The sequence below is a fragment of the Spectribacter hydrogenoxidans genome (genome assembly GCF_031846275.1).
GTDB classification, from domain to species: domain Bacteria; phylum Pseudomonadota; class Gammaproteobacteria; order Nevskiales; family Salinisphaeraceae; genus Spectribacter; species Spectribacter hydrogenoxidans.
Genome location: NZ_JAVRIB010000006.1, coordinates 76,134 through 98,725 on the forward strand (window position 1 = coordinate 76,134; position 22,592 = coordinate 98,725).

Consider the following 22,592-nt stretch of genomic DNA (forward strand, 5'->3'; position numbering starts at 1 on the left):
CGAGGGCTGTCGGCAGGGCGGATGCGATCAGCATGAATACACGAAACGGCGTCGAGCCGGCCCCGGCCCCGGGCGCCGGCGGGTCTGCCAGTGTACGCCCGCCGGCCGGGGCCGAGCCGGTGCGCAAGATCCTGCATGTAGACATGGATGCCTTCTACGCCTCGGTGGAACAGCGGGATGATCCGCGTCTGGCCGGTCGACCGGTAATCGTGGGCGGGCGGCCCGAAGGGCGCGGTGTGGTGGCCGCGGCCAGTTACGAGGCGCGCGCCTTCGGCATTCATTCGGCCATGCCCTGCGCCCGCGCGCTGCGGCTCTGTCCCGAAGCGGTGGTGGTGCGGCCCCGGTTCGATGTCTATCGCGCGGTATCGCGCCAGATCCAGGCCCTATTCCGGGACATCACCCCGCTGGTGGAGCCGCTGTCGCTGGATGAGGCCTATCTGGACGTGACCGGGTCGGACGTCTGCGCGGGCTCCGCCACCCGCATCGCGCGGCTGCTCAAGCAGCGCATTCGCGACACCACCGGCCTGACCGCCAGCGCCGGGGTTTCCACCAACAAGATGCTGGCCAAGCTGGCCAGCGCGATGGAAAAGCCGGATGGGCTGACCGTCATCGCGCCGGGCCAGGCGGCCGCGCTGCTCACTGATCTGCCGGTCGCACGCCTGCCGGGGGTGGGGCCCGCCACTGCACGGCGGCTGGCGGATCTGGGACTGACCACCTGCCGTGACCTGGCCTCATATCCCGCCGCCGGCCTGGCAGCGGCACTGGGTCGTGCCGGCACCCGGCTGGGCGAACTGGCCCGGGGCGAGGACACCCGGCCCGTGCGGCCCGACCGGCCGCGCAAGTCGGTGGGGGCGGAAACCACGTTTGATCGGGACCTGCGCGATCCGGAGGCACTCGACGCGGTACTGGACGAACTGGCCGCCAAGGTGGCCCGGCGTCTGGCGGACGGCCGTGTCGGCGGTCGGCGAGTGACCCTGAAGCTGCGCTACGCCAATTTCGATACCGTGACCCGCAGCACCACGCTGCCGGTGCCGGATCACCGGGCCGAGTGGCTGCGTTCGGTGGCCGCCTCGCTGCTGCAGCGTACCGAGGCCGGCACCCGACCGGCCCGGCTGTTGGGCATTACCGTGGGCGATCTGGTGGCGCTGGCGCCCACCGGCGGACAGGCGGGGCTGTTCGACGACTGAGGCCTGCCGATGACTTGACTGGGTGATCCGGCTGGCTGCGGGCTGCGCGCGGGCGCGCGGTTGCGTAGATTGCTCGATACCGGAATGGTCGACTGTTTCGACCATCAAACCGTCAGGGGAGTGGTCATGTTTGGCAATCGCAGGAAAAGCGCCGGCCCCGCCGGTTCCGAAAACGCGGTGCTGCTGGTGGCGCCGCCGGCCCAGACCGGCGACGAGACTCTCACCCGGGCGCTGGCCGATGCCGCCGGCGGCGAGGTCGTGCCGCTGAGCGTGGGCCAGGTCACCGACAAGGCGCTGCGCGGCGTTCGGGCGGTGGTGGCGCTGTTCCCCGATCCCGATGAATTGGATCAACTGGCGCTGCGTGTCAAGGCCGCCCGCGCCGGCCGGAACGACGGCTGGCCGGTGCTGGTCGTCGGCCTGGCACCGGGGCAGCTCACGGCCTTCGGTGCCTGGTTGACGCGCAACGCCCCGACGGACGGCGTCGACGGTCTGCGCCTGGTGGTTGATGCCGATCCGCTGGCGATTGCCGCGGCGCTGGGCGATCGGCTGGCCCCCGTTATTGGCCCCAACGTGGTGGCGATGCCCGTATCCACCGAGGTTGAAACCGCCGACTACAAGTATTTCTACTGCCTGAGTCCGCAGCTGCGCGGCCTGCTGGCCCAGCTGGCGGAACTGGCGGCCAACGGCATCGAGCGGGTTTACCTGCTGGGTGGTCCGGGGTCGGGCAAGACCTCGCTGGCCTACTACTTCTATCTGGCCCGGGCGCAGGGCAACTTCGTTACTGTCAATCTCACCTCGGAATCCACCGACGACAAGGCGGCGATGAAATCCCTGCTATGCGGCCACGTCGCCGGGGCGTTCCCCGGCGCGGGATCGCGCACCGGGGCATTCGCCCACTCGCGCGAGGGCGTGTGCTTCCTGGATGAATCGCACGGGGTGTCCGGCAGCGTCATGGAAGTGCTGATGGAAGCGCTGGATTCCGGTCAGTACCTGCCCTACGGGGCATCGGCCAAGCAGCCGCTGCGCTGTGCGGTGGTGTTTGCCTCCAACCGGACGTGGGAGACGCTGATCAGCCAGGTCAACCTGGACGAGCACGCGCGGCTGGGGGCGGTGATCCTGCATCTGGCCGACCTGTCGGTGCGCCAGGAGGACCTGATCGCGGTGCTGGCCGCCACCCTGGCCGGAATGGCGTCGAAGGCCACCAGCTGGCAGCCGCCGGCCGGCCTGAGCGACGATGCCTGGGCCCTGATCCGCGACTGTCCCTGGCGCGGCAACACCCGCGCCCTGATGCGCGTGGCCGAAACCGCGTTCGTATCCGCCGCCAGCCTGCGCATGCCCCTGATCGAACGTGAGCAGGTATCCCGGGCCATGGACCTCTGGGAGCCGGCCGAGCACGCCAGCCATGCAATCTACACCCGGGCCGGTGACAGCGGATTGGGGGACGCCGCACCGGGTTGATCGTCCGATCGGCAGCGCGGTGCGCTAACATGTCCGCTTGTTTTGCCGAGGACCAACACCATCATGAGCGATCCCCTTCAGCAGCCGCTGGACCTGCCTTGCGGCGCCACTCTGCCCAACCGCATATGCAAGGCGGCTATGACCGAAGGCCTGGCTGACAACCGGCTGCGCGCGACCGAACGCCATGAACGGCTCTACCGGCTCTGGTCGGAGGGTGGGGCCGGTGTGCTGATCACCGGTAATGTGCAGGTGGATCGCCACTGTCTGGAACGCGCCGGCAACGTTGCCATTGATTCGGATGAGAGCCGCGAGGACCTGGCCCGGTGGGCCAAGGCCGGTACCGGCAACGGCAACCACCTGTGGATGCAGATTTCCCACGCCGGCCGGCAGACGCCGATGTACATCAACCGCCATCCCAAGGCGCCGTCGGACGTGCAACTCAAGCTGCTGGGCAGCTACGGCAAGCCCGAGCCGCTGACCGACGCGGAAATCCGCGAACTGATCGAGCGTTTCGCCGTCGCCGCGCGCACCGCCAAGGAAGCCGGTTTCACCGGCGTGCAGGTCCACGGGGCCCACGGCTACCTGATCAGCGAGTTTCTTTCACCGCTGGTCAACCAGCGCACCGACGACTGGGGCGGCTCGCTGGAAAACCGCGCCCGCTTCCTGCTGGAGACGGTGGCTGCCACCCGCGCGGCGGTGGGATCCGAGTTTCCTATTTCAGTAAAGCTCAACTCTGCCGACTTCCAGAAGGGCGGCTACACCTTCGAGGAATGTCTCAAGGTGGTGAAGTGGCTCAACGACGCCGGCATCGATCTGCTGGAAGTCTCCGGCGGCAGCTACGAGCAGCCAGGCATGGTGGGCTATCAGGGCGACGAGGACACTGCCGACCCGGACGCCAAGGCCAGCACCCGCGAGCGCGAAGCCTACTTCATGGAATATGCGAAGAAGGTGCGCGAGGTGGCCACCATGCCGATCATGGTGACCGGGGGCTTTCGCTCACGCCAAGTGATGGAAGCCGCGCTGGCCTCGGGTGACGCCGACGTCCTCGGCATCGGCCGGCCGCTGGTGACCGACCCGCACTTCGTCAAGCGTCTGTTCGAAGGCACGGTTGACGAGGCCGAAAAGCAGGAGCTCAAGCTCAACATCGGCGGCGGTTTCCTGGGCCCGGCCAGCCGCAGCGTGACGCTGAAGTTCATGAACGTCTTCGGCCAGATGGGCTGGTTCTACATGCAACTGCTGCGCATCGGCAACGGGCGCGAGGCGGATTACCGCATGGGCGCGCTGCGCGGCCTGTTCGGCCATCTCTTCAACGAATACAAGACCGCGTTCCGCATCCGCGGCTTTCTCAAGGAAAAGGCCTGACATCACCCGGCGGCCGGGTGGGCGTCGGCCCGCCCGGTCAGCCGGGGTAGAGCACGGCCCAGGCCAGCACCAGCACGCCCAGGCCGTTGAGCGCGCCGTGGCCGGCGATCATGAAGCCGGGCGGTTTGCGGTCACGAAACACCGCGCCGAACAGCACCGCGCCGCCGGCAAAGCCCGCCGCAATCAGGCCGAAGGCGGCCCAGACCAGGCTGCGGCCGTCGCCCAGGGCGGCGATCAGCAGCAGCGCGAGGCCGACCCCGGCGAAGGCGCCGTGACCCAGACGCATGAACCCGGGCACCTGTTTGGACAGTCCCAGAAACAACCCGCCGGCGGCGGCGCCGGCCAGCACGATGAGTGAAATCGTTAGCATGGTTATCCCCTCCCCGAGATGACCCCGGCCGCGACCGGCCGGGTGACCGGTTCAGGGTGCGCCCGCCGGGGCGGCCTTGTCGACCACCAGTTGATCCCGCACGTCCGCCACGCCGGGAAAGTCCGCGGCCGTGGCCACCGCCGCCTCGCCGGTGGCAGCGTCCGGTACCGAGCCGTTCAGGGTGACCACGCCGTCGCCAACCCCAACCGCGATGGCGGCCCCGTCGAACCGGTCGGCATCGAGCAGTGCGCGCTGTATCGCGCGGAACAGCACGTCGTCGTCGACCGAATCCTGCACCGCGGCCTCGGCTTCCTGCACCCGCGCTTCCGCCGACTCGAGTTTGTCACGGGCGGCCTCCAGCTCGCTTTCGGCCCGGGCCAGGGCGCGCCGGCGCTCGGTGACGGTTTCCGCGGCGCCCTGGCGGGCGTCGCGGGCCTCGGTCAGCGCCTCGGTGGCGCGCTGGTAACGCTGTTGCGGCGTTTCACTGCAGCCGTTCAGGCACAACACCACGGCTGTGGCGAGGGCGATGGCCGGCAGGCTGCGGTAGCGCATTGGATGAGTCGATTTCATGGCGAGAAAGCTTACACGATGCTGCCGATCTGCCGGTCGCAGTAGAATCCGCTCATGCAGATCGGTCCCTATGCCATTGCCAACCGTCTTGCGGCCGCTCCGATGGCAGGCGTCACCGATCGGCCGTTCCGTCAGCTCTGTCGCAGTCTCGGCGCGGGCATGACGGTATCGGAGATGGTGGCAGCCAATCCGCGTACCCGGGACACGGCAAAGTCGCGCCAGCGTCTGGACCACGCCGGCGAACCGGCGCCGCGCATCGTGCAGATTGCCGGCAGCGATCCGGACCAGATGGCCGATGCCGCGCGCTACAACGTGGATATGGGCGCCGATATCATCGACATCAACATGGGCTGCCCGGCCAAGAAGGTCTGCCGCAGGGCCGCCGGATCGGCGCTGCTGGCCAACGAGTCGCTGGTGGGCCGGATTCTTGCCGCCACGGTGACGGCGGTGTCGGTGCCGGTGACCCTTAAGATACGCACCGGCGTCAGCGCCCGAGCGCGCAACGGTGTCGAGATCGCCCGCATCGCGCAGGACAGCGGAATCGTCGCGCTGGCCGTGCATGGCCGCACCCGGGATCAGTTCTACAATGGACGGGCCGAGTACGACACCATCCGCGCGATCAAGTCGGCGGTGTGGCTGCCGGTGTGGGCCAACGGCGATGTCGACTCGCCGGAAGCTGCGGCCCGGGTACTGGCGTTGACCGGCGCGGACGGGGTAATGATCGGACGGGCCGCCTGCCGCCGGCCTTGGCTATTCGGTGACATCGCCCATTTTCTAGCCACCGGCAGTCACCGCCCCGCGCCCACTCCGGTCGAGTGTCAGGGCTGGCTGGAATGGCTGGTCGAGCAGCTGCATGATTTCTACGGCGAATACCGCGGTCTGCGGATTGCCCGCAAGCACATCGCCTGGCACTGGGAGGCCTGTCCGCCGCCGGGGCCGCTGTACCGTGACCTGATGCAGGCCGAATCCGCGGCGCGGCAGTTGCGTCTGCTGCGGGTGTGCGGGTCGCTTCGGGTCGACAGCGATCTCGCGAGAATCGCTTAAGGACCCTCTGATTCATTCCGCGCGGCCGGCGCCGAAGGCTGCAATCCCAGCAGTTCGGTGATGCGTGCTTCCATATTGCCGGCATCGGCAATGGCGCGTGCCCGCCCGGTCTTGAGGTCAGCGGCTAGGTCGGCCAGAGGATACGATTGCACGAAATCGCCGCGCCGGTTGGTGAAGTGGGCGAGCTGCGTGACGCGGTCCAGGGCGGCGAACTTCATCCAGCGTCCGGCCCCGGATGGGCCGGTTTCGAAGCGGAACCAGGTACCGTGCCGACACAGCCGTTCCACTGCGTCGAACAGGGCCTCGGGGGGGCTTGCGGCAACCGGCTTGGCGTCGGGGGCGGCCATGGCCGTTGCCACGATCCGCTCGAAGTGCTGGTCCGCGCCGGCATGGGCACCGCTGTCGTCGAAGACCGTATTGTGGGGTTCCCAGCTGTTCATGGGCCGGCCGGCCGGGGCAGGGGGTGCCTGATTGGCCTGTTCGAAGGCCTGCTCCAATCCGTCCAGCAGATTGATGAGCCGGGCCGGACTGAACCGGATGCGCCGCAGGGCGCCGTGCAGGTCGGACAGCAGTTGCTGCTGGTCCGGTCGGCGGTGGTCGGCCCGTTCGGGTGAATCCGCCGGCTGCAGCAGGTCGAGCAGCTGGTCCAGCTGCGCCGCGGCCCGGCGCCAGGCCGGGCCGCCGAGACCTTCCTGCAGCCAGGCCACCGCCATGCGTGGTCCCCAGGCGCCGAGCAGGAAACGCTGGGCCGGTGCCGGCGGCACCCGATCGAGGGTCTGCTGCCGGAATTCGAGCCGGATCAGCCGGTGGGCCGGTGGCAGACGCTCGCGCCAGTCAGTGGGTTGATGCGCGGTTACGGCCGCTGCAACCTCGTCCACCAGCGGTTCCAGCCGGTCGGGATCATCGGCGAAACTGTCAATCAGGCGTTCAAGCGGATCCCGCCAATGGTCGGTGCCGCCGATCGGGTCCGCGATTGTCTGCAGCAAGCGGCGCGCGGCGTGGTCGCCCACCCGGATACCGGCCGGGTCGAGCAGGGCGGTCTGCAGCAGCAGCGGCCGCAGGCGGGCGATAAACGGGCGGATCGCTGCGTCGATCGGACTGTCGTCCAGTGCATCCCGCCAGATCGCATCGGCTAGGCGCAGGTGTTGCCGCAGATCCGGCTGCAGCCCGCGGGGCGCAGCGTCGGTCTGGTCACGGCGCAGCCTGGCCAGCAGATAGTCGACAATGGGGATGTCCGGCTCAACGGGTGAACTCGTCATGGCTTCCAGAACGGCCATAACCTCGCCGGCACCGAAATGCTGTTCCGGTGACACCGCGTTGCGCGTCTGATCACGCCGGGCCCGCCGGCTGTTGGTAGGAGCGGTCAGTGTGGATCGGTGTTCGTCATGCCCGGTCCGACGCGGGGTGGCCGGCACCTGGTGGCGCTCAAGGACGGCGAGCAGCCGTTCGTAGCAAGTCGCCAGACAGGCCTGCAACGTGTGCTCGAACAGGTCGTCGAGCAGGGCCTGCGCGGGTTCGTCGAGCCCGGCCGTGTCCACCGCCTGGGCGAAAGCCTGGCAGAGCGCCAGCGGGCTGGCCCCGTGTTCAGCGACGCCGGTCTGTCGGGCCGCCAGCCAGGCCAGCCGGGCTTCCAGCGCCTGGACCGCCTCACGATGCGCGGCTTCCGCGCGCGTGGCCATGCCGGACACGGCGATCAGCGACTCAAACGCCGGTGCTGCAGGCAGGTTCGGAATGTCCGGCGGCGGTCCGTAACGTAGCCGGTCGGTGATCTCTTCGATGAACGCGCGGGTCACCGTGGCCTGCGCTCGTCGCAGTGCCCGCAAGCGGGCCGCCGGCGGGGCCGGGCTGCCTCGTGCGTCCGCGAGGTCGAAGACGGTTTCCTCCGCGTGGACGAACAGGTTGTCGACGAGTCCGGAGAACTCGTCCAGCGCGGCGTCGCGAAAGGCGGCGGCCGCGGCGCGACCAGTGGTGCGATGGGCAGCGTCGGGGGTAGGGTCGTGTGTCATCGCGGAGCGGTGTCAGGCGCTGTCCGGGCCACGGCGGCCGGCTGGGGATTGTCCGCTCATCGGCCCAGCCGGCGTCCGCCATCCACCGGCAGGATGGCGCCGGTGATGTAGTCATTGTCCATCAGCGCGCGCACCGCCTGGTAGATCGCCTCGGGATTGCCGGCCCGGCCCAGGAGGGTGTCGGCCAGGATCCGTTGTTGGTCGTCGGGCTTGTGCCAGTTGGTGAAGCTGATCGGCCCCGGCTGGATGACGTTGACCTTGATGCCCGGACCCAGGCGCTTGGCAAATGATAGCGCCAGGTTCTGCAGGCCCGCCTTGGTGGCGCAGTACACGTCGTGCTTTGGCGTCGGGTCGTCCGCATAGATGTCGGTGATCATCACCACATCCGAGGCCCGGTCGCCCGCGGGCGCCAGCGCCGGGGTCAGCAGGGTGGTCAACAGATAGGGGGCGAGCATGTGGATGGCCCAGTAGTCGGCGAAGTCGGCGGCTGCAGACCTGGTGTCGTTCGGGGTGGGTTCGAAGCGCGAGGCGTTGTGGATCAGGCCGGACAGGCGCGGGGAATGAGCCATCACCGCGTCCGCCACCGTGCGGATACTGGCCTCGTCGTCGAGCGATCCCCGGATGACAACGGCGCCGGCAGTTGACAGGGCATCCACCTCGTCGGTAGGCGTGCGGTAATGGGCAATAACCGGCACGCCGTCGGCTAGCAGCCGGCGGGCGATGTGGGCCCCGACATTGCGGCCCGCACCGGTGATGAAAACGGGAAGTCGATCGCTGGACACGGACAGGACATCCTCGGCTGGGTATGATGCGGGCCACGACCCGGCACGTCGGGTCACAGTGTAGCGAAACCGCCCATCGGCGCCGCCCCACCCCGCGAAATCGATGCCTCAAGGGACGCAATGGACCTGCTGCAGCTTCTGGTACTTGCCCTGATTCAGGGTGTGACCGAATTCCTGCCGATCTCCTCCTCGGCCCACCTGATTCTGGTGCCGGTGGTCACCGGCTGGCCCGATCAGGGGCTGGCGTTCGATCTGGCGGTGCATCTGGGCACGCTGGTTGCGGTTCTGGGCTACTTCCGGGAGGACGTGGCGCGGATGCTGCTCGCCTGGACCGGGAGCCTGGCCGGACGCAGCCTTGATCCCGATGCCCGCTTGGCCTGGGGCGTCATTCTGGCGACTATTCCCGCGGTGGCAGCCGGGACCTGGCTGGGCATCAGCGGCGAGTCGGTCATGCGCCAGCCCTGGATCGTGGCGCTGGCCAGTATCGTGTTCGGCGTCCTGCTGGGCTGGGTGGACTGGCGGGCACGCAGCGGCCGCGCGGTGGTTGACTTGGGGCTGCGAGGGTTTCTGGGGATCGGTCTGGCTCAGGCCCTGGCGCTGATTCCGGGCGCGTCGCGCTCCGGGATGACCATCATGGCCGGTCGCGCCCTGGGGCTGTCGCGTCAGGATGCGGCGCGGGTGTCGTTCTTCCTGGCCATGCCGATTACCGTGGCAGCGATTGCCTACGAAGCCGTGCAGCTGATCGCCGAACCGGTGGCCGCGCCCTGGGCCATGCTCAGCCTGGCGGCGCTACTGGCAGCGGTCGCTGCCTGGATCACCATTCACCTGTTTCTGGCGTTGCTACAGCGCATGGGGATGATGCCGTTCGTGATCTACCGCATCGTGCTGGGGGTGGTGTTGCTGGCGGTATTCGGCTTCGAGGGGTGAAAGCCCTGTCGATTGCGGATTAGACGATGTCAATTGCCTCGATGCGGGCCCGGCGCAACGCGGCGCCGATGGCCGGCCCTTTCAGTCCTTCGGCCGCGAACCGGCCGGCGTCCACGGTCGCGGCGGCGGTCAGAGCCTGCCGCACGCGGGCCGGCGGGGCGTAGTGGCGATCCTCCAGCCCCGTGCGCCCGCGGGCGTCAGCCTCGCAGGCCAGCAGGAGATCGTCCAGCCTTTCGGGGCGGCGAAAGGCGTCAGCCGCCTGCAGCAGATCCAGCAGTTTGGCCGGCCGCAGTTGGTCCGCGCGGTGGACATGCAGGTGCCAGCGGGTTACCAGCAGCGCCAGCTCCCGCCAGGCCCGGGGTACGCCCAGCCGTTCGCAGGCGGCGCAAACGGGTTCGACGCCGGCCGCCTCGTGGCCTGGGTGCGAGGGCAGCTTGTCCACCGGCGTCAGGGCCTTGCCGAAATCGTGGCAGAGCACCGCGAAGCGAACCGCGGGTGACGCGTCCAGCCTCACCGCCTGCGCCAGGGCCATCAGGGTGTGCTCGCCGGTGTCGATTTCGGGGTGGTGGCGGGGCGGCTGGGGCACGCCGAACAGGGCGTCGAGTTCCGGCAGTAATCGGGCCAGGGCGCCGGTGTCGCGCAGCAGACGGAAGAAATGCTGCGGCTCGTCGAGCGCCAGGCTGCGTTGCATTTCGGCCCAGACCCGCTCGGGAACCAGATGGTCCACTTCGCCGTTGTCCACCATCCGGCGCAGCAATTGCAGGGTTTCCGGGGCCACACGGAAACCCAGCGGACGAAAGCGGGCGTAGAACCGGGCCACCCGCAGCAGCCGCACGGGGTCTTCGACGAATGCCGGCGACACGTGGCGCAGCACCCGGTTTGCCAGATCGGTACGGCCGTCATGCGGGTCGATCAGCCGGCCCCCTTCGTCCTCGGCCATGGCGTTGACGGTGAGATCGCGGCGCTGCAGGTCTTCGCTGAGGCTGACCTCGGGCCCCGCGTGAAACACGAACCCGTGGTAACCGCGGCCGGCCTTGCGCTCGGTACGCGCCAGTGCGTATTCCTCGCCGGTATCCGGATGCAGGAATACCGGAAAATCCCGTCCTACCGGGCGGAAGCCGGCGGCGGTCATCCGGTCCGGGGTGGCGCCCACCACAACCCAGTCGCGTTCGGTGATGTCGAGGCCCAGCAGGCGGTCGCGCACCGCCCCGCCTACCAGGTAGGTCTGCATCAGCCCTGGTCCCGGGTGCCCAGGTAACCCCGCACCAGGCCGGGCATGGCCTGCGGCCGGATGCCGAGCTCGGCAAACCCCTCGCGATCGCCGCTGCCCGACTTGCAAACGCTGTCGATCTGCAGCGACAGGTAGTTGTCGCGGGAGAACGGCTTGCCCGGGAAGCGTTCCATGAGGGTGGCCTGCAGCTTCGCCATCCGATCGGAGAGGGGCAGGATGCGGCGCCGGTGGCCGGTGATATCGCCCACCAGCGCGACGATCTCGCGCAGGCTGTATTCCTCCGGGCCACACAGGGCCAGGCGCTGGCGGTCGACCCGGTCGTTGTCCAGGCTGCGGGCGAAGGCTTCGGCCACGTCCTCGACGTAGGCCGGGGCGAACCGGGCATCCGGACAGGCCAGCGGAAACACCCCCGGCGCCAGCCGCAGGAGGCGGGCGAAACGGCGGGTGAAGTCGTCGCCCGGGCCGAATATCACCGACGGCCGGAAGATGGTCCAGCCCACGGCTCCGCCCAGTTCCACCTGCAACGCGTTACCGCCTTCCCCCTTGGAACGCAGATAGCGGCTGGGCGCACCCCCGGCCCGGGCGCCCAGTGCACTCATGTGTAGCACCCGGCGCACGCCGAGGCTCTTGGCCACCCGGCCCAGCACCCGCGGCAGCTCTACATGCACCGAGCGGAATTCCCGCCCGCTGTTGCCCCGCTCGTTGAGAATCCCGGCCAGGTTGATGGCGGTGTCGCAGCCGGTGAAAGCGTGCTCCAGGAAATGGGCGTCGGACGCGTTGCCCTCCAGCAGCCGCAGGTTGTCACCGTCATCCAGATCGTCGTGGCGGCGGGCGTGGCGAGTGACCACCACCAGCCGGTGGCCGTCGGCGCGCAGGCGCCGGCACAGCACCCGGCCGACGAAGCCGGTGCCGCCAATCACGCCGATGCGTCGGGGGGCGTCGGGGGTCATGACTCCCGTTCGTCGGCCGCCTCGCGGGCGGCCTCCATCTTCTGCGCTGCGGGCACCGCGGGCATCAGTTCCGACAGCCGGCCCACCGGCTGACCCAGCCGCATGCGAAAGACGATCAGATGGGAAAAGGCGCGCTTCACATACTCGCGGGTCTCGGTGTAGGCGATATTCTCCACCCAGATATCGGCCGGCATCGTCTCCTCCGGCAACCAGCGGTCCACCCGGTGCGGGCCGGCGTTGTAGGCCGCCATGGCCAGCGCCGACTGGCGGTCAAAGCGTTCGAGCATCTGGTCCAGGTAACGGGTCCCCAGCCGGATGTTGGTGGCTGGCGTTTCCAGGTCCGCAATCCCGGGCCGGGGCGCCCCGATGTCCTCGGCCACGCGCCTGGCGGTGGCGGGCATCAGCTGCATCAGGCCGACGGCCCCGGCGGGGGAGTGGGCATTGGCCATGAACAGACTTTCCGTGCGCATGATGGCGAGGATCAGCGCCGGTTCCAGGCCGCGATTGTCGGCCGCGCTGGCCGCCGCGTCGCGCAGGTGCAGCGGGTAGCGGATGTCCAGGTCATCCCAATAGCCGCTCTCCGCCAGAGTGATAATGGCCAGGGGGTGCCATTCCCAGTCGAAGGCCAGCAGCGCTGCCTGCTCGAGCATGGCCGGCGACAGATCGCGCGTGCCCAGGCGCCATTCGGCGCGGGCCGGGTATTCACGCGCCAGTGCCCGCAGTTCGCGGGCCCGCTGCAGCGCGGGGGTGTCGCGCAGCCGGCGTTGGCTTTCGGCATCGGGTGTCAGTGGGTTCGGGTTGAAGTCGTAAGGCAGGTCCAGCCGGTCGGCAGCCAGGTAGCCGTGATAAGAGCGTTCCCTGGTCAGCGCCGCATAGAGCTGGTTGGCGGCTTCGCCACGGCCGGTCGCGGCCAGGCTGCGGGCCCGCCAGTAGCGCCATTCCTCTTCATCCTGCTGATCCGCGGGCATGGCATCGATGACTGCCAGGGCCGTGTCCCAGGCGCGCTGACGGATCGCGCTGCGCACGTGCCAGCCACGGGCGAAGTCGTCCATGCGTTCGGGGTCGAGCCGGGCGAACCAGTCCAGCGCCTCGTCGTTGTGGCCCTGGCCGTGCAGCAGGGCGGTCCAGCGCTGCATCTCGTGACGCTGTCCGGCATCGAGGTCGAAGCGTTGCACCAGCGCTGGCAGGAGGTCACCCGCCCCCTCGAGGTCGCGCAGTGCCAGTTTCTTGTACGCGTGCGCCGCGATGTCGCCGTCCAGGTTCTCGATGTGCCGCAGTTCCCCGGGATTGCGGACCGCGTCGAGCCAGCGGCGGATGGAGGGCTGGTCCGTCTCGGGCAGTTGTCGGGCCAGATAGCGGGCGAGGCCGGTCTGATCCTCGAGCACCGCCAGCCGGGCGCGGGCAACGACCCGATCCCGGGTCAGTTCGCCGCGCTTTTCCAGCCAGGCGAATACCGGATCGCAGGCCTCCGGCTGGCTGCGTCCGCGATGCCAGAAGGCCAGGGCCTGCGCCGTGAGTTCGGCCTCGGATGCCCGGTTCAACTGGATGCGGGCATGGATGGCATGACACTGTAGCGCGGTGCTGTCGTCCTCCCGGACTTCATCCAGCAGTCGGGCCCAATGGCTGCGTTCGGCCAGACTGTCGAGCCAGGTCTGGCGCAGCCGGCGAACCGGCGGCATCGGTTCGTGTTCGGTCAGGAAAGCATCGATCTGATCATCGAGCGCCGGGTCCGGTGCGCGCCGCAGCCGGCGCCGCAGGTCATCGGCCAGTAGATAGGGCGTGAGGGGGTAGTCGGCCAGCTCGACCAGCGCGTCCTGTTGCTGGGCCAGTTCACCCTGTGCCACGGCGGCTTCCAGGTCGCGGAACAGATCGCGCGCGGCCTCGGGGGCCAGGGCCTGGGCGCCGGTTGTCAGCAGCAGCGCGCAGAGTGTCGGGAACAGGCGCATCGGGCTTTGCGATTCACCGCCGGATTGGGCTGCCGAGTGTAACCGATGGCGTAAACTGCGGACATGCTCCTGTCGTTACTGATTTTCGCCCTGGTGGGCATGCTCGCCGGCCTGCTGGCCGGTCTGTTCGGTATCGGCGGCGGTCTGGTGATGGTGCCGGCGCTGATCTATCTGCTGCCGCCGCTGGGGGTGAGTGGCGACACCCTTGCGCATCTGGCGGTGGGCACGTCGCTGGCCTGCGTGAGCCTGATCGCGATCAACTCCGCCCAGGCCCATCACCGCCGGGGCGGGGTCGACTGGCTGGCGTTCCGCTGGCTGGCGCCGGGCATGATCGCCGGGGCGCTGGCGGGCGCGGCGGTGGCGGACAGCGTCTCCAGCCTGTTTCTGCAGCGGCTGATCGGCGTGGCGGCCATCCTCATGGCGGTACGCATGTTCATCGAGATGAAGCCCCCGCCGTCGCGCGAATTGCCCGGCAAGGCCGGGTTGATTGGTGTGGGCGGGGGCATCGGCGGGCTGTCGGCCCTGCTCGGCATCGGCGGGGGGTCGCTGACCGTGCCGTTCCTGTCCTGGTGCCGACTACCGATGGCCCGGGCGGTGGGAACTTCCGCGGCCTGCGGCATGCCGATCGCGTGGGCGGGGACCGTCGGCATGATCTGGGCGGGCCTGGACGAGCCGGGCCGCGGCGCCTGGAGCATCGGCTTCGTGCAGCCGCTGGCAGTGGCCGGCATCGTGCTTGGCAGCCTCGTATTCACGCCGCTGGGTGCGCGGCTGGCCCACCATCTGCCGGGCAACTGGCTGCGACGGGCGTTCGCCGTGCTGTTGATGATCGTCGGGCTGGACATGCTGCTGACGGCGTGACCGTCTGACAGGACGTCACAGCGTCATGGTTTCTATATTGATCGGTGCGTCGCCGGCGTCCATCGGCACCGCGGATTTCAGCAGCGTGACCCCGCCCAGTTCGCAGTCGACGATCGCCTGACGCAGGGCGGCGATGGCCCGCGGGCGGGGAAAACTGCGGCGCCAGACCAGCGCCACACGGCGGGTCGGTCCGTTGCCGGCGAATGGCCGGGTGGTCAGCAGCGGCTGCTCGTCGCGGTTGCGGTCGTCGATGGAGGACTGCGGCAGCACCGTGATCCCCAGTCCGCTGGCAACCATGTGGCGGATGGTCTCCAGGCTGGAGCCGGCCCGCGGCTGCTGATCGGGGTCGGTTTCATTGCAGTCGGGACAGGCCTCCAGCACCTGGTCACGGAAGCAGTGGCCGGGGCCGAGCAGCAGCAGTTCCTCGCCCGACAGGGCGTTGGCTTCGATCGCATCCCGCTTTTCCCATGGGTGGCCCTGCGGCAGCACCACCACGAACGGCTCGTCGTAGAGCGGCCAGCCGAGCAGACCGGGCTGGCTGAAGGGCAGTGCCACGATGATGGCGTCAAGTTCGTTGGCCCGCAGCTGCTGCGACAGGTTGCGGGTGAAGTTCTCCTCGATCACCAGCGGCATGTTGGGGACCTGGGTGCGCAGGGTCGGAATGAGGTGCGGCAGCAGATAGGGACCGACGGTATAGATCACCCCCAGCCGCAGCGGCCCCTGCAGCTCGTCCTTGCCACTGGCGGCGATCGCGGTGAGGGTGTCCACTTCCGAGAGCACACGATACGCCTGATCGATCAGGCGTCGGCCCACCGGGGTCACTGCGGCTTCTCCACGGTTGCGTTCGAAGATGGCGATGCCGAGTTCGGCTTCCAGCTTCCTGACCGCCACCGACAGGGTCGGCTGGCTGACGAATGCGCGTTCCGCCGCCCGGCCGAAGTGGCGTTCCTTGTCCAGCGCGACCAGATAACGCAGTTCGGTGAGGGTCATGACGAGCGACAGGCTCCGGGCGTGGGATCAGACCCAGTCGCGAGGCTGCAGGAAGTGCTCGTAGAGCCGGGCCTCCTCGCTACCGGGTGACGGTTGCCAATCATAGCGCCACCCGGCCAACGGGGGCATCGACATCAGGATCGACTCGGTGCGCCCCTTCGACTGCAACCCGAACAATGTGCCCCGGTCGTAGACCAGGTTGAACTCCACGTAGCGGCCGCGACGGTAGAGCTGGAAGTCCCGCTCCCGCTCGCCCCAGGGTTGGTGCCGGCGGCGGTCGAGGATGGGGGCATAGGCATCGAGGAAGCCGTGGCCCACGGCCTGCAGGAACTCGAAGCAGTGGGCAAAGCCCCATTCGTCCAGATCATCGAAGAACAGGCCGCCGATGCCACGGCGCTCGTCGCGGTGGGGGAGGTAGAAGTACTCGTCGCACCAGTGCTTGAAGCGGGGATAGACATCGTCCCCGAACGGCGCGCATAGATCCCGGGCAGTGGCGTGCCAATGGCGTGCGTCCTCGTTGAAGCCGTAATAGGGCGTCAGATCGAAGCCGCCGCCGAACCACCATACCGGCGGCGCGTCATCGCTTTCGGCGATGAAGAAGCGCACGTTGGCATGGGCGGTTGGGGCAAAGGGGTTGCGGGGGTGCACCACCACCGAGACACCGGTGGCCATGAACCGCCGGCCGGCCAGCTCCGGACGGCGGGCTGACGCGGCAGCCGGCAGCGAGTCGCCGGTGATGCGTGAAAAGCCCACGCCGGCGCGTTCCAGTACGTCGCCGTCGGCCAGGATGCGGGTGTCGCCCCCGCCGCCGGCCTTGCGTGTCCACACGTCCTGGCGGAACGTCGCCTCGGCCTCGAACCCGCCCAGGGTACGGCAGATGTCGTCTTGCAGCCCCTGCAAATAGGCCACCACGGCATCGGCATTGACCGTCCCCGTCATGCGTTGCCGGACGCGCGGACGGTGTGGCCGGCGCCGTCCCGGATGGTGCTGGGCCGGCCCGGGTGCTGCAGATCGCCGGCCAGAACCAAGTCGACGTGATCACCGAGCGCGGCCCGCACCTGCCAGCCGTGCAGGGCCGGCGGATGGCCGGTGCGGTTGGCGCTGGTCGATACCAGCGGGCCGCCCCAGGCGCGGCACAGGGCGGCCGCCAGCGGGTGGTCGGTAACGCGCACGGCCAAGGTGGTTCGGCCGCCGGTGAGCCAGTCGGGGATGCCGGGCGCGGCGGGCAGAAGCCAGGTGGCCGGGCCGGGCCAGCTTTCGCGGGCCATGGCGGGTGGCTCGCCGTCCAGGAACTGCATCAGGGCCTCGGCGGTATGCGCGATCAGGATCAGCCCCTTGGCGGGCGCACGCCGCTTGACGGTCAGCAGGTTAAGGACCGCAGCCGGATCCAGCGGGTCGCAGGCCAGCCCCCAGACGCCCTCGGTGGGGTGGGTGATCAGCCCGCCGGCGTTCAGTATCCGGATCGCGTGACCCAGCCGCCAGGGCGATCCGGGGTAGCGGTCGGCCGCGAGGTTGTCCGGCATTGTCATCCCCTCGATGCAGCGCCGCGGCCCGGCGGAAGCCTGATATCGGTGAAGGGCGGGGTCACGGTGATTGCAGGGTGGGCACCGGTGCTACTTGCGGGCGGCTGCCTTGCGCCGGCCGCCGCGCTTGCGTGCCTTGCGTTCGGGGGCCGCGGCGAGAAGTGCCTCGCACTCGTCGAGGGTCAGCTTGGCCGGGTCTTCGGTTTCCTTGGGCACGCGGGCGTTTTTCTTGCCGTTGGTAATGTAAGGCCCGTACGGCCCGTGCAGGATGCGCGTCTTGCTGCCGTCGAATTCGCGGATCAGCTTCTTGGCGTCGGCCTCCTTCTTCTCGGCCACCACTTCCAGCGCGCGGTCGCGGCCGATGGTGTAGGGGTCGTCCTCCTTGAGCGAGGCGAACTTGCTGCCGTAGCGCACGTAGGGGCCAAAGCGGCCGACGTTGACCTGCATTTCCTCGCCTTCCGGGGTTTCCCCCAGATCGCGGGGCAGGGTGAACAGCACCATCGCCTCGTCGAGGGTGATTTTGTCCATGTCCTGACCCGGTCGCAGGCCGGCGAACTTCGGCTTTTCCTCGTCGTCCTTGCTGCCGATCTGCACGAAAGGCCCGTACTTGCCCAGCCGCACGATCACCGGCTTGCCGGATTCCGGGTCGGTGCCGAGTTCGCGGGCTTGGGCCACTTCCTCGCGGGAAAGGTCCTGCTTGGATTCGATCTGTTCGGAGAAACGCTTCCAGAAATCTGCCAGCAACGGCTTCCATTCCCGCTCGCCGCGGGAAATGGCGTCGAGATCATCCTCCAGCGCCGCGGTGAAGTCGTAGTCCACATAGCGGGTGAAGTGGTCGGTCAGGAACTTGTTCACGATCTTGCCCAGCGAGGTGGGCAGGAACGCCTTGCCGTCCATTTCCACGTACTCGCGGTCGAGCAGCGTGGAGATGATCGAGGCATAGGTCGACGGGCGCCCGATATCGTATTCCTCCAGCGTCTTCACCAGCGAGGCCTCGGTGTAGCGCGGCGGCGGCTCGGTGAAGTGCTGGGTGGTGACGATGTCGGCCAGGGCCAGGGTTTCGCCTTCGGTGAGTGCCGGCAGCCGCTTGTCGTCGTCGCTGTCGTCGACCTCGTCCTTGCCTTCCTGGTAGACGGCGAGGAAGCCCGGGTCGCGCAGGGTCTGGCCGGTGGCACGGAACAGGTGCGGTCCCGCGGCCAGATCGGCGGCCACGGTGTCGAACAGTGCGTGCTGCATCTGGCTGGCCACCGCCCGCTGCCAGATCAGCTCGTAGAGTCGGGCCTGGTCGGTGGTCAGGTGCGTCTTCATGACGTCCGGCGTGCGGGCGCTGGCGGTGGGGCGGATCGCCTCGTGGGCTTCCTGCGCGTTCTTGGACTTGGTCTTGAACGTTCGCGGCGCGTCCGGCAGCGCCTTGTCGCCATAGCGCTTGCCGATGGTCTCGCGCATCTCGCTGACCGCGTCATTGGCTAGGCTGACCGAATCGGTCCGCATGTAAGTGATCAGGCCGATGGCCTCGCCGTCGAGGTCGATGCCCTCGTAGAGCTGCTGGGCGGTGCGCATGGTGCGTACGGCGGTGAAGCCGAGCTTGCGCGACGCGTCCTGCTGCAGGGTCGAGGTGGTGAACGGCGGCGCCGGATTGCGCTTGCGCTGCTTCTTGTCGACCTTGCTGACTGCAAGCTCGCCGTTGGCGGCCTCGCGCAGCGCCTTCTCAACGGTTTCCGCCTGCCCGACGGAGGTGACCGTGAACTGCTCGACCTTGTCGCCGTCGTATTCGTAAAGCCGCGCCCCGAAGGCCTGACCGTCCTTGTCGGCGCGGGCCTCGATCTTCCAGTACTCGCGGGGTTCGAACGCCTCAATGGCGGCTTCGCGTTCGCAGATCAGTCGCAGCGAGGGGCTCTGCACGCGGCCGGCGGACAGGCCGCGCTGCACCTTGCGCCACAGCAGTGGCGACAGATTGAAACCCACCAGGTAATCCAGCGCCCGCCGCGCCTGCTGGGCGTTGACCAGATCGGCGGAAATCTCGCGCGGATTGGCCACCGCTTCCTTGACCGCTCGTGAGGTGATCTCGTGAAACACCACCCGCCTGACCGGCTTGTCCTTGATCTTGCCGCGTTCGCGCAGCAGTTCGAGCAGATGCCAGGCAATGGCTTCGCCTTCGCGGTCCGGGTCTGTGGCCAGGTAGAGGGCATCGGCCTTGGCCAGGGACTTGGCGATCTTGTCCACGTGCTTGGCGTTGCGATCGATCACGTCGTAACGCATGGCAAAGTCGTGCTCGGTGTCGACCGCGCCCTCCTTGGGCACCAGGTCGCGCACATGGCCGTACGACGCCAGGACCTCGAAGTCCTTGCCCAGGTATTTCTCGATCGTCCGGGCCTTGGCCGGCGATTCGACGATGACGAGATTACGGCCCATCAATGTCCATGAATGTGGAAATGGCGGTCAGCGGTCGAAGCGCGCGAACACTAGCACAGGCGTTTGCGGCGACGCGAGACAATGCTGGTGGTCAAATCCGGCCGAGTGGCCCGGATGCCTAGTGGGCCGGAACTGCGTCCTCGGCGTGCAGCATGGCTTCCATGCGGGCGTAGGCGGCATCGTCGGCCTGGCTGGACAGGACCATCATTACCACCCACTTGAGCTGTTCCAGCTCGATCACCCCGTTGTCGGGGCCGTCCTCGTCGGCCAGCGCCATGAGACGGTCGATTACCACCTCGCGGATGGCGCCCGAGAGAATGCCGTGGTGCTGGAGTCGCAGCAGGTAGCCCTGGCAGTCGGCACTCAGGCGTTCCAGTTCGATGTCCGCATACAGCCGGATGGCGTGATCGCCCGGTACGCCCAGCAGGTGCTGGCGGCCGGCATCGGTGCCGCGCAGCCACGCGAAGGCGTCGTCCACCTCCTCTGGCAGAAAGCCGGCTTCGTCGAGGTCGTCGCGCAGCGCGATATCGTCCTGCAACTCATTGTTCGGATAGTTCTCGAACAGGTAGAGCAGGACGTCGAGGATGTTTTCGTTCATGCGCCTAGTCGAATCGGAACGATTCGCGCGTCCGGGTGAATGCGCCGCCGGGAGCGGTCGCGACCAAGCCTTGCAACTCCATAATGAGCAGCATGGAGGATACGGCCTCGGGGGTCAACGCGGTGCGGGCCACCAGTTCATCGACGCGGGTGGGGCCGTCCCCCATGGCGTCGAGCAGGCGTTTCTGGTCCGAATCGGCCGGTGTGGCGGTCGCGGATTCGGGTTCCGGTATCGTCGCCACGGGGGCGTCGGCCGGCAGGCGGTGGCCGATCTCGGCCAGGATGTCGGCGGCCGACTCCACCAGGGTGGCGCCGTCGCGAATCAGCTGATGGCAGCCCCGCGCCAGCGGGTTGTGGATCGATCCGGGAATGGCGAATACCTCGCGGCCGGCTTCCGAGGCCAGCCGGGCGGTGATCAATGAGCCGCTGGCGCGCGCCGCCTCTACCACCAGCGTGCCGAGGGTCAGGCCGGCAATCAGGCGGTTGCGGCGGGGGAAATGGCCGGGACGGGCTTCAGTGCCCAGGTGGAACTCCGACAACAGCAGGCCCTGGCTGCCGATCTGCCGGGCCAGGTCCCGGTTGCGTGCCGGGTAGACGCGGTCCAGCCCGGTACCGCAGACCGCTACCGTCATGCCCCGAGCGGCCAGGGCTCCCTGGTGGGCGGCGGTGTCGATGCCGCTGGCCAGACCGCTGACGATCGACAGCCCGCCGGCCGCCAGTTCCCGGGCGAAGTCGGTGGCGTTCTCCCGACCGCCCGGGGTGGGGTTGCGGCTGCCCACGATGGCCAGACCGGGCACCGCCAGCAGATCGGTATCACCGATGGCGAACAGCCAGGGCGGGGGATCGTCGATCGCCGCCAGGCCAGGCGGGTAGCGGCTGTCCTGCCAGTGGATGAAGTGGCGATCGTCGGCAGCCTCCAGCCAGGCCTTGTCTTCCGTCAGGGCCTGCTCGTCCGGCTTTGCCAGCCAGTCGCAGCCGGCCTGGCTGAGTCCGGCATCCCGCCAGGTAGTGCGCGAGGCTGACAGCACGCTCCGGGGGTCGCCCCCGCAGGCGGCAAGCAGGCGTTGGGCCACCCGCGGGCCCAGTCCGGGGCAGCGGGCGAGCGCGAGCCAGTCCCGAAGCGCTGCCGCCGGGGTCACGAATCCGAGGGATTGCGCACGCTGTCCCGTACGTGCACGGCGCGGGTGGCCTGCATCACCAGCGCGAACGACAGTTCCTGTTCGACATCGAACACCATCAGCGTGCCGGCCTTGAGAGCGGGCAGCGTCAGCCGCTCGCCGGTGAGTGGATCGCGGGCCTGCCGGCCGGTCTGCAGGATGTCCAGCACGTGGCCGCGCTCGATGCCGTCCACTTCGCCGCGGTTGAGCACCACGATCTGGTACTGGCCGATCTCGGACACCCCGTCGAATACCGCGATCAGGCGCCCGTCCACCGGCTGTTCCGGGGCATGGGGATAGAAATCCGACGCCAGCAGGGTTTCGTCGGTCAATGGCAGCAGTCGGTCGCCGACCAGGGATTCCCGGAAGCTGCGCTGCAGCGTGCCGGTCGACACATCGGCGAAGGCGCTCATGGTGACCCGGCCCACCGGGATCGCCTCGTAGCCCAGCAGTTCGCCGTTGTCCGGGTCGATATAGCGCTGGCCCGGCCGGACCAGGGCGTAGTCATCACCATCCGCGGCGTCGGCCTTGCGCACATACAGCTCGTCGCCGGTGCCGCCGATCAGGTGTTCGTCCAGGAAGTGGATCACGTAGGGGGCTTCATCCAGTTCCTCTTCGGTGACCAGGCGCGGACCGTTGAGGAACTGCCGGATAGCGTCCAGCGGAATGGTGGGAATGGCAGCGTCGATCGGCTGTTCGCGTACCTCGGGGGACAGGCGCTCGCCGCGTCGTGGTTCGGCACGCCGCAGCTGCGGACGGCCGTCCACCCACACCAACTCCAGAATGTCGCCGGGATAGATCAGGTGGGGATTGGCGATGTCCGGATTGGCATACCAAAGTTCCGGCCAGTACCAGGGGTCGGCGAGGAAGTAGTCCGCGATGTCCCATAGCGTGTCGCCCCGCTTGACCACATAGCGCAGCGGCTCGCTCTCATCGACGTCGGCGGACAGCCGTGGCGCCGGGCGCGGGTCGCGGGCCCGCGTGGCCGGGGGCTGCTTGTCGGGCAGCGGCCGGGTCTGATCGGCTGCTGCCTGATCGCGGGACGATTCGGTCCCCGCCGGGGTGCCGGTAGCACAGCCGGTGGCACCGACGATGGCTATCACCAGGCCGCAGGCGGCCCAAAGCCGGCGTAACGAACGGTTATACTTGTGGTTTGATTGCACGTGGCTCCCCATGGCCATCCTGGCGAATGCTGCCGGGCATCCGCCCCGGCCCGGCAGCG

20 protein-coding genes are annotated in these 22,592 nt (G+C 68.6%); 6 read left to right on the forward strand and 14 right to left on the reverse strand.

Annotated elements, in window-relative coordinates; genetic code table 11:
• Window positions 1-32 precede the first annotated feature (32 nt).
• From dinB to RM532_RS07185, 3 genes are all read left to right on the forward strand, one after another.
• Complete coding sequence (gene dinB / locus RM532_RS07175) at window positions 33-1,187, forward strand: DNA polymerase IV (protein ID WP_311652543.1); 1,155 nt, start codon at window positions 33-35, stop codon at window positions 1,185-1,187.
• Between the two features lie 126 nt (window positions 1,188-1,313).
• Window positions 1,314-2,645 (forward strand): sigma 54-interacting transcriptional regulator, encoded by a 1,332-nt coding sequence (locus RM532_RS07180; RefSeq protein ID WP_311652544.1) that lies wholly within the window; start codon window positions 1,314-1,316, stop codon window positions 2,643-2,645.
• A gap of 63 nt (window positions 2,646-2,708) precedes the next feature.
• Window positions 2,709-4,007: an NADH:flavin oxidoreductase/NADH oxidase family protein gene (locus tag RM532_RS07185; RefSeq protein ID WP_311652545.1), complete on the forward strand. Its 1,299-nt coding sequence runs from the start codon at window positions 2,709-2,711 to the stop codon at window positions 4,005-4,007.
• A 37-nt stretch (window positions 4,008-4,044) separates the two neighbouring features.
• Here the strand turns inward: RM532_RS07185 and RM532_RS07190 are convergent, their stop codons facing one another.
• Both RM532_RS07190 and RM532_RS07195 read right to left on the reverse strand, forming a co-directional pair.
• On the reverse strand, window positions 4,045-4,377 hold the full coding sequence (locus RM532_RS07190) for a hypothetical protein (RefSeq protein ID WP_311652546.1): 333 nt from the start codon (window positions 4,375-4,377) through the stop codon (window positions 4,045-4,047).
• A 51-nt stretch (window positions 4,378-4,428) separates the two neighbouring features.
• Entirely contained in the window at window positions 4,429-4,929 is a 501-nt protein-coding gene (locus RM532_RS07195; protein ID WP_311652547.1) for a BON domain-containing protein, read from the reverse strand.
• Between the two features lie 72 nt (window positions 4,930-5,001).
• Here RM532_RS07195 and dusB point away from each other — a divergent pair, with 72 nt between their 5' ends.
• Window positions 5,002-5,991 carry a tRNA dihydrouridine synthase DusB gene (gene dusB, locus RM532_RS07200; protein ID WP_311652548.1) on the forward strand — a complete coding sequence of 330 codons (990 nt, stop codon included), beginning with the start codon at window positions 5,002-5,004 and terminating at the stop codon, window positions 5,989-5,991.
• On the opposite strand, the gene RM532_RS07205 is transcribed toward dusB, so the two are convergent.
• Complete coding sequence (locus tag RM532_RS07205) at window positions 5,988-7,997, reverse strand: DUF1631 family protein (RefSeq protein WP_311652549.1); 2,010 nt, start codon at window positions 7,995-7,997, stop codon at window positions 5,988-5,990. The genes dusB and RM532_RS07205 overlap by 4 nt on opposite strands.
• 56 nt (window positions 7,998-8,053) lie before the next feature.
• Window positions 8,054-8,779 carry an SDR family oxidoreductase gene (locus RM532_RS07210; protein ID WP_311652550.1) on the reverse strand — a complete coding sequence of 242 codons (726 nt, stop codon included), beginning with the start codon at window positions 8,777-8,779 and terminating at the stop codon, window positions 8,054-8,056.
• Window positions 8,780-8,899: 120 nt separating this feature from the next.
• Here RM532_RS07210 and RM532_RS07215 point away from each other — a divergent pair, with 120 nt between their 5' ends.
• Window positions 8,900-9,706, forward strand: a complete 807-nt coding sequence (locus RM532_RS07215; protein WP_311652551.1) for an undecaprenyl-diphosphate phosphatase — start codon at window positions 8,900-8,902, stop codon at window positions 9,704-9,706.
• A gap of 19 nt (window positions 9,707-9,725) precedes the next feature.
• On the opposite strand, the gene RM532_RS07220 is transcribed toward RM532_RS07215, so the two are convergent.
• From RM532_RS07220 to RM532_RS07230, 3 genes are read right to left on the reverse strand one after another with little or no spacing between them, the layout of a single operon-like run.
• Window positions 9,726-10,937 (reverse strand): multifunctional CCA addition/repair protein, encoded by a 1,212-nt coding sequence (locus RM532_RS07220; RefSeq protein WP_311652553.1) that lies wholly within the window; start codon window positions 10,935-10,937, stop codon window positions 9,726-9,728.
• Window positions 10,937-11,887: a complex I NDUFA9 subunit family protein gene (locus tag RM532_RS07225; RefSeq protein WP_311652554.1), complete on the reverse strand. Its 951-nt coding sequence runs from the start codon at window positions 11,885-11,887 to the stop codon at window positions 10,937-10,939. Before RM532_RS07225 ends, RM532_RS07220 begins: the two co-directional genes overlap by 1 nt.
• Window positions 11,884-13,833: a transglycosylase SLT domain-containing protein gene (locus tag RM532_RS07230; protein WP_311652555.1), complete on the reverse strand. Its 1,950-nt coding sequence runs from the start codon at window positions 13,831-13,833 to the stop codon at window positions 11,884-11,886. The genes RM532_RS07225 and RM532_RS07230 overlap by 4 nt, the downstream gene beginning before the upstream one ends.
• Before the next feature lie 63 nt (window positions 13,834-13,896).
• On the opposite strand from RM532_RS07230, the gene RM532_RS07235 reads away from it, so the two are divergent.
• A complete protein-coding gene (locus tag RM532_RS07235; protein ID WP_311652556.1) occupies window positions 13,897-14,691 on the forward strand; it encodes a sulfite exporter TauE/SafE family protein in 795 nt (264 codons plus the stop codon).
• A gap of 15 nt (window positions 14,692-14,706) precedes the next feature.
• On the opposite strand, the gene RM532_RS07240 is transcribed toward RM532_RS07235, so the two are convergent.
• From RM532_RS07240 to RM532_RS07270, 7 genes are all read right to left on the reverse strand, one after another.
• Window positions 14,707-15,681, reverse strand: a complete 975-nt coding sequence (locus RM532_RS07240; protein WP_311652557.1) for a hydrogen peroxide-inducible genes activator — start codon at window positions 15,679-15,681, stop codon at window positions 14,707-14,709.
• Window positions 15,682-15,708: 27 nt separating this feature from the next.
• Window positions 15,709-16,620 carry an oxygen-dependent coproporphyrinogen oxidase gene (gene hemF, locus RM532_RS07245; RefSeq protein ID WP_311652558.1) on the reverse strand — a complete coding sequence of 304 codons (912 nt, stop codon included), beginning with the start codon at window positions 16,618-16,620 and terminating at the stop codon, window positions 15,709-15,711.
• On the reverse strand, window positions 16,617-17,204 hold the full coding sequence (locus RM532_RS07250) for an L-threonylcarbamoyladenylate synthase (RefSeq protein WP_311652559.1): 588 nt from the start codon (window positions 17,202-17,204) through the stop codon (window positions 16,617-16,619). The genes hemF and RM532_RS07250 overlap by 4 nt, the downstream gene beginning before the upstream one ends.
• Window positions 17,205-17,294: 90 nt before the next feature.
• Entirely contained in the window at window positions 17,295-19,616 is a 2,322-nt protein-coding gene (locus RM532_RS07255; RefSeq protein WP_311652560.1) for a DNA topoisomerase I, read from the reverse strand.
• Between the two features lie 118 nt (window positions 19,617-19,734).
• Window positions 19,735-20,214 (reverse strand): Smg family protein, encoded by a 480-nt coding sequence (locus RM532_RS07260; protein ID WP_311652562.1) that lies wholly within the window; start codon window positions 20,212-20,214, stop codon window positions 19,735-19,737.
• 4 nt (window positions 20,215-20,218) lie between these two features.
• Window positions 20,219-21,352, reverse strand: coding sequence for a DNA-processing protein DprA (gene dprA, locus RM532_RS07265; protein ID WP_311652563.1), 1,134 nt, complete (start codon window positions 21,350-21,352; stop codon window positions 20,219-20,221).
• Window positions 21,349-22,473: a LysM peptidoglycan-binding domain-containing protein gene (locus RM532_RS07270; RefSeq protein ID WP_311652564.1), complete on the reverse strand. Its 1,125-nt coding sequence runs from the start codon at window positions 22,471-22,473 to the stop codon at window positions 21,349-21,351. The genes dprA and RM532_RS07270 overlap by 4 nt, the downstream gene beginning before the upstream one ends.
• Window positions 22,474-22,592 lie beyond the last annotated feature (119 nt).